A 12,831-nucleotide genomic window follows, 5' to 3' on the forward strand; every position below is an offset into this window, starting at 1 on the left:
AATTATCCGGTGCAGAGTACCAGCCTTTCCCCGTAAGATTCATGCCGGTCATTGTTTACATGTGGCCGCTCACGTCAAGTTAGCTGACTCTTCCAGGACACAAGATGAACCGTAACGACCTGCGTCGTGTCGACCTTAACCTCTTGATCGTATTCGAAACCTTGATGCATGAGCGCAGTGTGACCCGCGCTGCCGAGAAATTGTTCCTTGGCCAGCCGGCCATCAGCGCGGCGTTGTCGCGTCTGCGTGGGCTGTTCGATGACCCGCTGTTTGTACGTACCGGGCGCAGCATGGAGCCGACGGCACGTGCCGTGGAAATCTTCGCCCTGCTCTCCCCGGCCCTGGACTCGATCTCCACCGCGGTGAGCCGCGCCGCCGAGTTCGACCCGGCCACCAGCACCGCCGTGTTCCGTATCGGCCTGTCCGACGACGTTGAATTCGCCTTGCTGCCGCAACTGCTCAAACGCCTGCGCGCCGAGGCGCCAGGCATCGTGCTGGTGGTGCGCCGCGTCAACTACATCCTGATGCCGGGCCTGCTGGCCTCCGGCGAAATTTCCATCGGCGTCAGCTACACCGCCGACCTGCCGGCCAACGCCAAGCGCAAAGTGCTGCGCCGCAGCCTGCCAAAACTGCTGCGCGCCGACAGCGTGCCCGGCTCCCTGAGCCTCGACGACTTCTGCGCCCGCCCTCACGCCCTCGTGTCCTTCGCAGGCGACCTGAGCGGGTTTATTGATGAAGAGCTGGAAAAACTCGATCGCAAACGCCACGTGGTATTGGCCGTGCCGCAATTCAACGGGCTGGGCACACTGCTGGCCGGCACCGACATCCTCGCCACCGTGCCGGATTACGCCGCCGAAGCACTGACCTCCGCGGGCGGTTTGCGCGCCGAAGACCCACCGTTGCCGGTGCGCACGTTTGAGCTGCACATGGCGTGGCGTGGGTCGCAGGATAATGATCCGGGGGAGCGGTGGTTGAGGTCGCGGATTCAGATGTTCTTTGGCGACCCTGAGAGTCTCTAGGCGTCTTCTGGAGGGCTCGAATGCAACTGCCAGAGCAACGCCGCCGGTTTGGCCGTCACAGCGCCGGGGCAACGGGCAAGGCAATACGGGTGCGCCGCTCATTCAGGGCAAATACCGTCATCGCCAGCGCCGCAATCGCGCCGGGGATGGCAAAGACCATGAAATTCAGTTGCAGAGGCAGTTCGATCGCCATCAGCGCGCCGCCCAACAGCGGGCCGACTATCGCGCCATTGCGACCGATGCCGGACGCCCAGCCCAGGCCTGTGGCGCGAATCGACAAGCCGTAAAGCTGCGCAGCCCCCGCGTATAGCAGGATCTGCGTACCAATGGTGGTGGCACCCGCGACGAAGATCAGCAGGTACAGGACCGGCATCGGGCTGTTGATGCCCAGCAGGCTGATCGAGACCATGGCGGCGGCGAAGAAGCAGATCACGACTTTCACCAGGTTCAGGCGGTCGCCCAAACGGCCGCCGAGCAGCGCCCCGGCCATGCCGCCCAGGTTCAGCGCGATCAGGAACGACAGGCTCGACCCCAGGCTGTAACCGGCGCCGGCCATCAGCTTGGGCAGCCACGAACTCAATGCATAGACCATCAGCAGGCAGCAGAAAAACGCGACCCAGATCATCGCCGTACGTACCGCCAGGCCATGGCGGAACAGCTCTACCACCGAGGCGCCTTTACCTTGGCTGCCGGCGATCACCAGCGCATCGTCGACCTCGATCCTGGTGCCTGGCGACAACCGATTAAGCAGCGCGCGAGCCTTGTCTTGTTGGCCCTGGCGGATCAGGAAGCCGATGGATTCTGGCAGCCAGTACACAATCAGTGGCAACAGCAGCAGCGGAATCACCGCCACAAAAAACATCGACTGCCAACCATAGGCCGGCAGCATGAAAATCCCGACGCTGGCGGCGAGCATGCCGCCCAGGGAATAGCCGCTGAACATGAAGGCCATCAAGGTGCTGCGCAATTTCTTCGGCGCGTATTCGTTGATCAGCGCCGCCGCGTTGGGCATCAACCCGCCGCAGCCGAGCCCGGCGATAAAACGGCAGATACCGAACTCGGTTGGGCTGCTGGCAAAGCCATTGATCACGGTGGCCAGACTGAACAGGGTGAAACAGAACACGATGCCTTTCTTGCGCCCGAAACGGTCCGCCAGGGTGCCGAAAATCAACGCGCCGAACATCATGCCGAACAGCGCATAGCTGCCCAGGGCGCCAGCCTGCAACGGCGTCAGCCCCCACTCGCGCATGATTGACGGCAGGACCACGCCGTAGATAAACAAGTCATAGCCGTCAAAGATCAATAGCAAGGCACACAGGCTCACGATCAACCAGTGGAAGCGGTTGAACGGGGCATTATCGATAATCGAATGGACATCATGGCTACGCATGGCAGTGCTCTCTTTATTGTTGTTGTGAGTCAGTGTCAGCTGATGGAAAAAGCCTTAGCCGAGGTCGCCGCCGCCCACCGGCAAGGTCACGCCGGTGATGTAGGAGGCCTCGTCGCAGGCCAGGAACAGAATCGCGCCAGCTTGTTCGTCGATGCTGCCGTAGCGTTTCATCGGGCTGCTGTCGAGGGTCTGGTCGACGATCTGCTGGTACCACACACGCTCCTGCTCGCTCTGCGGCTGGGTGTTGCGCGGAATGCGCCGTGGTGGCGCCTCGGTGCCGCCGGGCGCGGTGGCGTTGACCCGAATCCCGCTGCCGGCAGTCTCCAGGGCCAGGCAGGCCGTCAAGGCATTCACGCCGCCCTTGGCCGCGCCATACGGCACGCGATTGACCCCACGCGTCGCCACGGAAGACACGTTGACGATGGCGCCCGCGCCCTGCTCCAGCATGTAGGGCAGCACGCAATGGCAGCACCACAACGTAGGGAACAGCGAGCGGCGCACTTCGGCCTCGATTTCAGCCTCGGCGTAATGCTCGAAGGGCTTGGCCCAAATGGTCCCGCCGACGTTGTTGACCAGCACGTCGATGCGCCCGAAACGCGCCGTGGCGGCGGCCATCACCCGCGCGCACTCGCTGTAGTGTTCCAGGTCGGCGGTCAGCAGCAGCGCTCGCTCATGCTGCAATTCATGCACCAGCTCGGAGCGATCCACCGCGACCAGCCAGGCGCCCTCCTCCAGCAAGCGCTCGGCGACACGCCGGCCGATCCCTTGGGCAGCGCCGGTGACCAGCGCGACCTTGTTGTTAAACCGTTGAGTCATGCGGCAGTCCTCAGGCGGCATCGCACGTGGCGACGGCGTTAGCGGTGAATTTCTCGTAATGGAAGCTGGCCGGGGTCACGCCCTGCTGCTTGAAGTGCTCGCGCACCGCATCGACCATCGGCGGCGGGCCGCACAGGTACACGTCGACATCGCCGCCATTGAGGGCTTCGTCGGCCATGTGCTGGGTCACATAGCCCTGGCGCGGGTGAGTGGTGTGCGGATCAGCCACGCAGGTCACCAGGTTGAAGTCGGGCAAACGCGCGGTAAAAGCCTGCAACGCCTCGACCATCACTAGGTCCTGATCGCGCGTTACGCCGTAGATCAACCGGATTGGGCGGGTTTCCTGGCGCTGCGCGAGCACTTCAAGCATCGAGAGGAACGGCGCCAGGCCGGTACCACCGGCCAGTAACAGCAGCGGCCGCGCCACCTCACGCAGGTAGAAACTCCCCAGCGGGCCGGTAATCGCCACGCGGTCGCCGGGCTGGGCGTGCTCCAGCCAGCTGCTCATCAACCCGCCGGGCACGTGCTTGATCAGGAAGCTGGCGTGCGTGTCGCCCGGGCGACTGCTGAAGGAGTAAGCGCGTGTCTGCCCACTGTCGGGCACGCTGATATTCACGTACTGGCCGGGCAGGAATACTGGCGCCTGGTCCAGCTCGAAACTCACCTGCAGCGCGGCATCGGCATGTCGGGTGATGCCGGCCAGCGTCGCGGCAAACTGCGTGGTGCCGGTCTTGCAGGCGCTGGACGGCACCGGCACGGCGATCACGCAGTCGGACTGCGGCACCATCTGGCAGGTCAGTACCTGGCGCGCCTGCGCTTCGTCGGCGCTCAGCGCGTCGTCGATATAGTCGTCGCCCAAGTCGTAGGCGCCGGTTTCACAGCGGCATTTGCAGGTGCCGCACACACCGTCCGAGCAGTCCATGGGCAGGTTGATGCGTTGGCGGAAGGCGGCATCGAGCACCTTTTCCCCCACCTTGCAGTCGATGAAGCGGGTCACCCCATCTTCGAAGTTCAGAGCAATGGCATACGTCATGGCGGTGTCCTCAGATATGGTAGATGTCGATGACCTGGTGGATGTAGTCGTTTTTCAGCACCACCTTCTTGCGCGTGATCAGCGGCTGCTCGGCACGGATGTCGAGGCGATAGAAGGAAGTACCGAAATAACTGTCGGTGGTTTTGTAGCGGTGGCTGAGGGTGTGCCAGTTGAAACGCAGGTCCACCTGCGAGCCATCGTCGGCCAGCACTTCGAGGTTGCACAGCATGTGCACGGTGCGTGGCTCGGGCGTGCTGGCGCTGGAGCGCTCGGTCTTGATGCGGAAGATGCGGTCTTCCAGGCCGTCACGGCTGGGGTAGTAGATCAGCGAGATTTCGCGCTGCGGGTCTTCGGTGAGGGTGTCGTGATCGTCCCAGGCGGGCATCCAGAACTCGGCCTTGGGCGAATAGCAGGCCAGCCAGTCATCCCATTGGCGGTCGTCGAGCAGGCGCGCTTCACGGTAGAGAAAGTCCAGCAGGTGCTCACGGGCAAGGCTCATGGCTGCACCTCGCGGTCGCTGGCAATCAGCCCTTGCTGTTCGCGCTCTATCGCACGCTGCAGGCTTTGGGCCCAGTACGCATGCTGGCGCACAAACAAGCCCTCGTCCTCGGTCTTGACCCCGCTGAGCTGCGGTTGCATGCCCATGGCCAAGGCATTCTCATCAGCCCCTTCCACCCACTGTTTGGCGCCACGGCTGAGGTCATTCCACAGGGTGCTCGCGCCCTGGTAACCGGTCTGGCAGGCGCGGAACTCCTCGAGGTCATCCGGGGTGCCCATGCCGCTGACGTTGAAGAAGTCTTCGTACTGGCGAATCCGCGTGGCGCGCTCCTGGGCGCTTTCGCCGATGGGCGCCATGCAATAGATGGTCACTTCGGTTTTATCCACGGCGAGGGGGCGCACCACGCGGATCTGGGTCGAGAACTGGTCCATCAGGTACACATTGGGGTAGAGGCAGAGGTTGCGGGTCTGGTCGACGATAAAGTCGGCGCGCGCCTGGCCCAGGCGTTCGGCCAAGGCCTGGCGATGCGCGTGCACCGGACGCACTTCTGGGTTGAGCAGGCGCGTCCACAGCAGGATATGCCCGTGGTCGAAGGCGTAGACGCCGCCCAGGCTTTTCGACCAGCCATTGGCGTCGACGGTGCGCGTGCCTTCGGCCTCGTAGTTGCGCCGGCCCATGGTCGCCGAGTAGTTCCAGTGCACGGAGCTGACGTGATAACCGTCGGCGCCGTTTTCGATTTGCAGCTTCCAGTTGCCGTCATAGACATAGGATGAGCTGCCGCGCAGCACCTCCAGGCCCAAAGGCGCCTGGTCGACCATCTGGTCGATGATCACGCGGGTTTCGCCCAGGTAATCGCGCAGTTCCGGCACCGCATCGCTGAGGCTGCCGAACAGGAAACCGCGATAGCTTTCAAAGCGCGCCAGGCGCTTGAGGTCATGGGAGCCGTCGCAGTCGAAGCTGTCCGGGTAGGCGCCGGTCTTGGCGTCCTTGACCTTGAGCAGCTTGCCGGCGTTGCTGAACGTCCAGCCATGGAAGGGGCAAGTGAATGAGCCCTTGTTGCCTTGTTTGCGCCGGCACAGCATGGCGCCGCGATGCGCGCAGGCGTTGACCAGGCCATGCAGCGCGGCGTGTTTGTCACGGGTAATGACCACCGGCTGGCGGCCGATCCAGGTGGTGAAGTAATCGTTGATCTCGGGCACCTGGCTTTCATGGGCCAGGTAGATCCAGCCGCCTTCGAAGATGTGTTTCATCTCCAGGGCAAACAGGTCGGGGTCGGTAAAGATGTCGCGGCGGCAGCGGAACACTCCGGTGGCGGGGTCTTCCTGTACGGACTCGCGCAATTGGCCGGCGAGTCGGTCGAGTGTACTGATCATGGGGCGGGCCCTCCGTTGTTCTTGTATCAGGCGCCCTCACCGTACGTGTTCGCCCTGCGCGTCAATATCCGCTGCCTGCACATCGTTATCCGCCAGGCGCACGTCGCTTAACGATGGCGTTTGAAGGTCTGCGACGGCAGTTCGCCGAAGCATTTGCGATAGGCCTCGGCAAACCGCCCCAGGTGCATGAAGCCATGGTCCAAAGCCACCTCGGTCACGCTGCGCGTGCTGCGTAGTTGCAAGCGTGCGTGCACGCGTTCGAGCTTGCAGCGGCGTACATAGTCGCGCGGCGACAGCCCCACCTGGCGCGCAAACAGGCTGTACAGCGAACGTTCGCTGACGTTGGCCACCGCCATCAACTGGTCGACGCTGATGTGATCGCCCAGGTGCTGCTGGATAAATTCGCGCACCGCTTCAAACCCACCGCCGTGGGCCGCCTGGGGGATCACCCGCAACACATTGCTGCCCAGCAATGCCAGCAGCTTGTTGGCCACGATGCGTTCATACAGACCCTGCGTGTGGGGCTCGGCAGCGTTTTCCGCCTCATGGCAGATCAGCCCGAGCAACGGCAGGAAGCCGCCCATTTCACTGAGCGCGTGGCGGGCCGTCGCGAAGCGGATGCCCACCTGCGGCAGGCTCCAGTGCTGCTCCAGGCAGGCGTTTTCCAGCAGGCGCACCGGCAGTTTGATGATGAATTTCTCGCAGTCGGCAGAATAGGTCAGGTCTACCGGGTCGTCCGGGTTGATCAGCAGGATTTCCCCCGGCCCGAACACGTGATCCTCACCACGGGAGCTGGAGCGGCAATGCCCGCTCAACAGGATCTGCAGGTGATAGATGGTCTCCAGCGCCACCGATGTGACCCGTACCGGAGCGCCGTAGCTGATGCGGCACAGGTCCAGGCTGGCAAAGGTGCGATGGCTGATACTCGCCCGTGGCCGGCCCTTGGGAGGCAGGCGAATGCAGTGGCTGCCCACATGCTGGTTGACGTAGTCCGACACCGCGTAGGCATCGGCACCCCGGAAAATCTGGCTGCGCTCACTCAATAGCACGGTCATGGTTGCGACTCTTTTATAGTTATTGGGCTCAGGCTGACGCGTGGGTACGGGGGCGTCCAATATGGAAAAAGTCTGAAGGGATACCCTGGAGGTATTGTCGGGCGTTCTGCGCCAGGGTTTCAGCGGTGCGCCGGGGCGCGCAGGGCTTGGGGTGAGCATGGCGTGCTAAAACTTTGAAACAATACGCTTGGCCGGATTGGACGGCCGCTCGGATACCTAGCGATACCCCCGCGCCTGAACATCGAACAACTCGGCATAGCGCCCACCCGCCGCCATCAATTGGTGATGGCTACCCTCCTCGAGGATTCGCCCGCCGTCCAGCACGATGATGTGGTCGGCATTGCGCACGCTGGAGAAGCGATGGGAAATCAACAACGTCATGCGGCCCTTGGCGTGTTCGCGAAAGTGCTCGAACACCGCCGCCTCGGCGCCGGCGTCCAGCGCGGCCGTCGGCTCGTCAAGAATCAGCAGGTCCGCCTCCTGGCGCATATACGCGCGTGACAAGGCGACTTTCTGCCATTGCCCACCCGACAACTCCTGGCCGCCAAGCCAGCGCCCTAACGGTGTGCCGTAGGTTCTGCTCAGGCGCTCGATGAATTCGGCGGCCACCCCTTGTGTGGCGGCCGTGCGCCAGCGCGCCTCGTCGTTCAGCGCATCGACGTCACCCACGCCAAGGTTCTCGCCGACGGTCATCTGGTAGCGGATGTAATCCTGGAAAATCACTCCGATGCGCTGGCGCAGTGTCTGTTCATCCCAGTCTTGCAAGTCGCTGCCATCCAGCAGAATGCGCCCCTCGTGCGGGGTATACAGGCGCGTGAGCAGTTTGATCAGGCTGGTTTTACCCGATCCATTCTCGCCCACCAGGGCCAGGCTTTGCCCCGGCGCCAAGTGCAGGTTGATGTCAGTCAATGCCGGCTGCTCAGCGCCGGGGTAACTGAACCCCACATGCTCGCAACGCAGACCGTCGCCGGGACGCGCGCCCTGGGTAAGCCGGCCACGCGGCACGACCACAGGGGTCAGCAGGTACTCATAAAGGTCTGACAGAAACAGGCTGTCGTCATACAGGCCGGCAATCGCGCTGAGGCTGGCGGTGATCGCGCTTTGCCCCTGCTTGAACAGCACGATGTACATGGTCATCTGGCCCAGGCTGGTCTGGCCGCGCACGGTGTCCAGCACCACCCAGGCGTAAGCCACATAAAACGCCGCGGTGCCCAGCAGGCCCAGGGCAAAGCCCCAGGCATCCCGGCGCACCGTCAACTGGCGGTCTTCGGTGTACAAGCGCCGGGCGTTGTCGCGGTAGCGCTTGAGGAACAGCGGCGCCAGGCCGAACAGTTTGACCTCTTTGGCGTGGGTTTCGTGGGACAGCAGCGATTCCAGGTAATTCTGCTGACGGGTCTCGGGCGCGCGCCGGTGGAACAGGCGAAACGCATTGCCCGAGAAATGCGTCTCGGCGAAGAACACCGGTAACGCGCCGACCACCAGAATCACCAGCGCCCACGGCGAAAAGTGCACCAACAGCACGGCAAAGCTGATCAGCGAGATCAGGTTCTGCACCAGCCCCAGGCCCTTGGTGACCAGGCTCAGCGGCCGTGTCGACGCGCCCTGGCGCACGCGCACCAGCTTGTCGTGGAACTCGGCGTCTTCAAATTGCAGGAGTGAGAGGGTCTGGGCTTTCTCCAGAATCATCAGGTTGACCTTCACCCCCAACTGCACCCGCAGCAACGATTGCTGCATGGACAACGCACGCTGGGCGGCGGCCAGCAGCGCCAACACGCCCGCCTCGGCCAGCACGTACTGCATCACCGGCCACACGGGCGCCTGGCTGCCGGCGGCATGAATCTGCATCGCGTGCACCACGCCATCGACAATGCGCTGGCCGATCCAGGCAGCCAGCGCAGGCAACAGACCGGCAACGATGGTGGCCAGCAGCAGGCCTATGAATAAGGGACGCGACGTGCCCCACACCAGCTTCAGTGCCCGGCGCGCCTGGATGGAAAACGCGCTCAATCGATTCAACAGCACCATGAATGGCATGGACTCCGTGTGGGGGGGCTGGGGTGAGACGGGTGGATTATGGCAGGCGATGGCGTTGCGCACATCCAACAGCGAGGCAACGGGGGCAAGTGGTGGAGCAAGGGGCACCGCGGCAGATTCTCGGCGCGCCGCAGCATGACCACCCCGCAATCACCCATGCGCAGCCCAGAACCTGCGACATTCAATCCTTGCTCAATTTGGGTATGGCCATACGGCTGCCCGCTTTGATTTCACGCAACGCCAAACTCGACTGAATAGACGCAATACCGACCTGGCGCCGCAGCACTTGCTCGATAAAGTCGCTGTAGCTATCAAGGTCCTCCGCCAACACTTGGAGCACGTAGTCGGCGTCTCCGGTGATCTTGTGGCAGGCCAATACCTCTGGCAATTGCGCAATCACTGCCTCAAAGGCGTCCGGAGCGTGGTCGGCATGCGTGGAAAAGCGAATGTGCACGAATGCCATGATATCCAGCCCCAGCATTCTTCGATCAAGCGTTGCCTGATAGCCCTTTATCACCCCCGCCTCCTCCATTCTCTTGCGCCGTCGCCAGCAAGGCGTAAGGCTCAATGAAAGCCGCTCACTGAGTTCGGCATTGGAAATGCTCGCGTCCTCCTGCAATAACTCAAGAATGGCCAGATCGGTCTCATCGAGGCTGATGCGCCTGGATATATTTTTCTTCATTACGCCATTCCTGAGTTAAATCGCCCGATAAATATACAAAATCACAAAAACAAAGCAAAGAAATCGCCTCCTGACCAGAACAGAATATTTGCACTGGCTCACATTAACGGATGCGCAGAATGTTTACAGTTTTCAGTGATTCCCACCGTCTGCACCATGGCACCGAGTTGAAGGATGGCGTGCTCAAGCCGTCGTTCGAGCAGCCCAGTCGGGCCGACACGGTTCACAACCGCGTCAAGCAAGTAGGCCTTGGCCGGATTGTCGAACCCCGCGTGTTCGACCGCTCGTGTTACGTCAACGCGCACAGCGAGCGCTACGTGAGCTTCCTGGAAAGCGCGTGGTCGCAATGGAGCGCCACAGGGCGCACCCATGATGCGCTGCCACTGGTGTGGCCTGTACGTGACCTGGCCAACGATCAGGTGCCGACGTTCATTGACGGCAAACTCGGTTTCTATGCGATGGATGCCGGCTCGCCGATCACTGCCACCACCTGGCAGGCGGTCAAGACCAGTGCCGATATCGCCCTGACGGGCCTGGCGCTTATCGATGAAGGCCATGACAGTGCCTTTGCCCTTTGTCGTCCGCCGGGCCATCACGCGGCGCGTGAATACATGGGGGGTTACTGCTATCTCAACAACGCGGCCATTGCTGCACAGCAGGCAATCACCCAGGGCGCCAAACGCGTCGCGGTACTCGACGTCGATTTTCATCACGGTAACGGCACCCAGAACATTTTTTACCCGCGCAATGACGTGATGTTCATATCGCTGCACGGCGAGCCGGCCGTGTCCTATCCCTACTATTCGGGGTTCAGCGATGAAGTCGGCGCAGGTGTTGGCGAAGGGTTCAACCTCAACTACCCGCTGCCGAAAAACACCGCCTGGGATACCTACCGCGACGCCCTGCTGCATGCCTGCAGGAAACTCCATCAATTCTCGCCGCAGGTATTGGTGATCTCACTGGGGGTCGACACCTTCAAGGACGACCCGATCAGTCACTTCCTGCTGGAAAGCGAGGATTTCATCGGGATCGGCGAGCTGATAGCGAGTGTGGGTTGCCCCACCCTGTTTGTGATGGAAGGCGGCTATATGGTCGATGAAATCGGAATCAACGCGGTGAACGTACTGCATGGCTTCGAGAGCAAGCGCGCTTGAGCATCCGCCCGAAGACGGCGTGATCAACCTGAACATATAAAAAACCTGTTCCAGAGGCTTGATCAGCAGCCGACCAAAGCCGCCCATCTGCGCACGGCCCGTTGACCTGCGAGTGACACCCCCAGGCGTGTGCAGGGGGGCCATCGCTGTCCAGATAAACCAACACCGTCACCCGCCATTGCATCCTGACAATGGCGCTGGCTATGCACTTTTCTGCCAAAACTCAAAAACATAAGATCAAGAGGTTTTGAAATGAAATCGAATGTATCAGAGCAGGTTGAGCAGCCTGCGCTGCAGCGCACGCTCAGCAATCGTCACATCCAGTTAATGGCAATGGGCGGAGCCATTGGTACAGGTTTGTTCATGGGCTCCGGAAAGATCATCGCCCTCTCCGGCACCTCGATCATCCTTATCTACATGATCATTGGCCTGTTCGTTTACTTCATCATGCGTGCCATGGGCGAAATGCTGCTTTCCAATTTGAATTTCAAGACCTTTGCGGATTTTGCCGGCGCCTACCTGGGGCCTCGCGCTGCATTTTTTCTCGGCTGGTCCTATTGGCTTAGCTGGAGCGTTGCGGTGATCGGCGATGCCGTCGTGGTCGGCGGTTTTTTCCAGTACTGGTTTCCCCATCTGCCTGCCTGGATACCGGCTATCGGGATGCTGGCGACACTGTTTGCCTTGAACGTGCTGACGGTCAGGCTTTTCGGTGAAGTCGAATTCTGGTTCGCGATCATTAAGATCATCGCCGTGGTGACACTTATTGGCGTCAGCATCGTGATGATTGCCAGCTCGTTCGTTTCGCCCAATGGCGTCACCGCGTCGCTGAGCCATCTGGTGGATAAGCAGGCTGCATTCCCTAATGGCTTGCTTGGTTTTTTTGCCGGCTTTCAGATGGCGATATTCTCATTTGCCGGCACCGAGTTGATCGGCACCGCTGCAGCAGAAACCCGCGCTCCGCAGAGGACGTTACCCAAGGCAATCAACTCGATTCCACTGCGAATCATCCTGTTCTACGTGTTGGCATTGGCCTGCATTATTGCCGTGACGTCCTGGCAACAGGTTTCACCGGTAAAAAGCCCTTTTGTCGAGCTTTTCCTCGTCGCAGGCTTTCCCGCAGCAGCCGGCATCGTTAACTTCGTGGTCCTGACATCCGCCGCGTCATCGGCCAACAGCGGCGTATTCTCCTCCAGCCGCATGCTGTTCGGGCTGGCGAATCAAGACAACGCTCCGGGTATTTTTCGGCGTCTATCGGGCAACAGCGTGCCTCTGTTGAGCCTGGCCTTCACGACACTGTTGATGCTGTCAGGTGTGCTCGTGCTGTTCATCGTTCCGCAAGTCATGACAGCTTTCACCATCGTGTCCACCGTGTCGGCGATCCTGGTGATCTTCACGTGGTCGACCATCCTCGCGTCTTACATTGCCTATCGCAAAAAACGTCCTGAGCTTCACGCCAAATCTGCTTACAAGATGCCAGGCGGCGTGCCAATGGCCTGGTTGTCACTGGCTTTTATGGGCTTCGTGCTCTGCCTGCTGGCATTGAGACCTGACACACGCGTGGCGTTGATGGTCATGCCGGGGTGGTTCATATGGCTGGCAATTGCCTATCAGCTGACACGTAGCAGGAAACCAAAAACCGCCGTTGAATCGGCAGGGCAATTCGGTTGAGTCAAAACGCGTATTTCAACCGGCAACGACCACGGCAGAGAACCCCACACGTGCACGCGTCAAAGGTTGATTAAAACAGAAGAAAATTGGACTCAAGGAAAACCTGAT

Annotated in this window: 11 protein-coding genes; 3 read left to right on the forward strand and 8 right to left on the reverse strand. The window is 61.2% G+C overall.

The genetic code is table 11. The features are described from left to right. The first annotated feature begins 104 nt into the window (after positions 1 to 104). The gene (locus GIW28_RS06875) at positions 105 to 1,019 is read left to right on the forward strand and encodes a LysR family transcriptional regulator (protein ID WP_099549801.1); all 915 of its coding nucleotides are present in this window, start codon (positions 105 to 107) and stop codon (positions 1,017 to 1,019) included. A 55-nt stretch (positions 1,020 to 1,074) separates the two neighbouring features. Here the strand turns inward: GIW28_RS06875 and GIW28_RS06880 are convergent, their stop codons facing one another. The 8 genes from GIW28_RS06880 to GIW28_RS06915 form a co-directional block, all read right to left on the reverse strand. After that, a complete protein-coding gene (locus GIW28_RS06880) occupies positions 1,075 to 2,409 on the reverse strand; it encodes an MFS transporter (RefSeq protein WP_236447107.1) in 1,335 nt (444 codons plus the stop codon). A 54-nt stretch (positions 2,410 to 2,463) separates the two neighbouring features. Beyond that, complete coding sequence (locus tag GIW28_RS06885) at positions 2,464 to 3,225, reverse strand: 1,6-dihydroxycyclohexa-2,4-diene-1-carboxylate dehydrogenase (protein ID WP_017135571.1); 762 nt, start codon at positions 3,223 to 3,225, stop codon at positions 2,464 to 2,466. Between the two features lie 10 nt (positions 3,226 to 3,235). Beyond that, the gene (gene benC, locus GIW28_RS06890) at positions 3,236 to 4,258 is read right to left on the reverse strand and encodes a benzoate 1,2-dioxygenase electron transfer component BenC (RefSeq protein WP_170038288.1); all 1,023 of its coding nucleotides are present in this window, start codon (positions 4,256 to 4,258) and stop codon (positions 3,236 to 3,238) included. 10 nt (positions 4,259 to 4,268) lie between these two features. Next, a complete protein-coding gene (gene benB, locus GIW28_RS06895; RefSeq protein WP_099549814.1) occupies positions 4,269 to 4,757 on the reverse strand; it encodes a benzoate 1,2-dioxygenase small subunit in 489 nt (162 codons plus the stop codon). Continuing rightward, a complete protein-coding gene (locus GIW28_RS06900; RefSeq protein WP_236447108.1) occupies positions 4,754 to 6,130 on the reverse strand; it encodes a Rieske 2Fe-2S domain-containing protein in 1,377 nt (458 codons plus the stop codon). The genes benB and GIW28_RS06900 overlap by 4 nt, the downstream gene beginning before the upstream one ends. A gap of 107 nt (positions 6,131 to 6,237) precedes the next feature. Then, entirely contained in the window at positions 6,238 to 7,185 is a 948-nt protein-coding gene (locus GIW28_RS06905; protein WP_236447109.1) for an AraC family transcriptional regulator, read from the reverse strand. A gap of 216 nt (positions 7,186 to 7,401) precedes the next feature. Next, entirely contained in the window at positions 7,402 to 9,210 is a 1,809-nt protein-coding gene (locus GIW28_RS06910; RefSeq protein WP_026013570.1) for an ABC transporter ATP-binding protein, read from the reverse strand. Positions 9,211 to 9,400: 190 nt separating this feature from the next. Continuing rightward, positions 9,401 to 9,901, reverse strand: a complete 501-nt coding sequence (locus GIW28_RS06915; RefSeq protein ID WP_056859928.1) for an Lrp/AsnC family transcriptional regulator — start codon at positions 9,899 to 9,901, stop codon at positions 9,401 to 9,403. Positions 9,902 to 10,020: 119 nt separating this feature from the next. Between GIW28_RS06915 and GIW28_RS06920 the strand changes: the two genes are divergently transcribed. Together GIW28_RS06920 and GIW28_RS06925 are read left to right on the forward strand one after the other, a co-directional pair. Continuing rightward, positions 10,021 to 11,055: a histone deacetylase family protein gene (locus GIW28_RS06920; RefSeq protein WP_236447110.1), complete on the forward strand. Its 1,035-nt coding sequence runs from the start codon at positions 10,021 to 10,023 to the stop codon at positions 11,053 to 11,055. A 252-nt stretch (positions 11,056 to 11,307) separates the two neighbouring features. Beyond that, on the forward strand, positions 11,308 to 12,723 hold the full coding sequence (locus GIW28_RS06925; RefSeq protein WP_169985950.1) for an amino acid permease: 1,416 nt from the start codon (positions 11,308 to 11,310) through the stop codon (positions 12,721 to 12,723). Positions 12,724 to 12,831 lie beyond the last annotated feature (108 nt).

Origin of the sequence: Pseudomonas sp. PA-5-4B (genome assembly GCF_021606215.1) — a bacterium.
Lineage (GTDB): Bacteria > Pseudomonadota > Gammaproteobacteria > Pseudomonadales > Pseudomonadaceae > Aquipseudomonas > Aquipseudomonas edaphica.

What these genes read in the sequence shown, in the direction of transcription:
- GIW28_RS06875 (WP_099549801.1), top strand. Translation starts at nt 105, where the DNA reads ATGAACCGTAACGACCTGCGTCGTGTCGACCTTAACCTCTTGATCGTA.
- GIW28_RS06880 (WP_236447107.1), bottom strand. Translation starts at nt 2,409, where the DNA reads ATGCGTAGCCATGATGTCCATTCGATTATCGATAATGCCCCGTTCAAC.
- GIW28_RS06885 (WP_017135571.1), bottom strand. Translation starts at nt 3,225, where the DNA reads ATGACTCAACGGTTTAACAACAAGGTCGCGCTGGTCACCGGCGCTGCC.
- benC (WP_170038288.1), bottom strand. Translation starts at nt 4,258, where the DNA reads ATGACGTATGCCATTGCTCTGAACTTCGAAGATGGGGTGACCCGCTTC.
- benB (WP_099549814.1), bottom strand. Translation starts at nt 4,757, where the DNA reads ATGAGCCTTGCCCGTGAGCACCTGCTGGACTTTCTCTACCGTGAAGCG.
- GIW28_RS06900 (WP_236447108.1), bottom strand. Translation starts at nt 6,130, where the DNA reads ATGATCAGTACACTCGACCGACTCGCCGGCCAATTGCGCGAGTCCGTA.
- GIW28_RS06905 (WP_236447109.1), bottom strand. Translation starts at nt 7,185, where the DNA reads ATGACCGTGCTATTGAGTGAGCGCAGCCAGATTTTCCGGGGTGCCGAT.
- GIW28_RS06910 (WP_026013570.1), bottom strand. Translation starts at nt 9,210, where the DNA reads ATGGTGCTGTTGAATCGATTGAGCGCGTTTTCCATCCAGGCGCGCCGG.
- GIW28_RS06915 (WP_056859928.1), bottom strand. Translation starts at nt 9,901, where the DNA reads ATGAAGAAAAATATATCCAGGCGCATCAGCCTCGATGAGACCGATCTG.
- GIW28_RS06920 (WP_236447110.1), top strand. Translation starts at nt 10,021, where the DNA reads ATGTTTACAGTTTTCAGTGATTCCCACCGTCTGCACCATGGCACCGAG.
- GIW28_RS06925 (WP_169985950.1), top strand. Translation starts at nt 11,308, where the DNA reads ATGAAATCGAATGTATCAGAGCAGGTTGAGCAGCCTGCGCTGCAGCGC.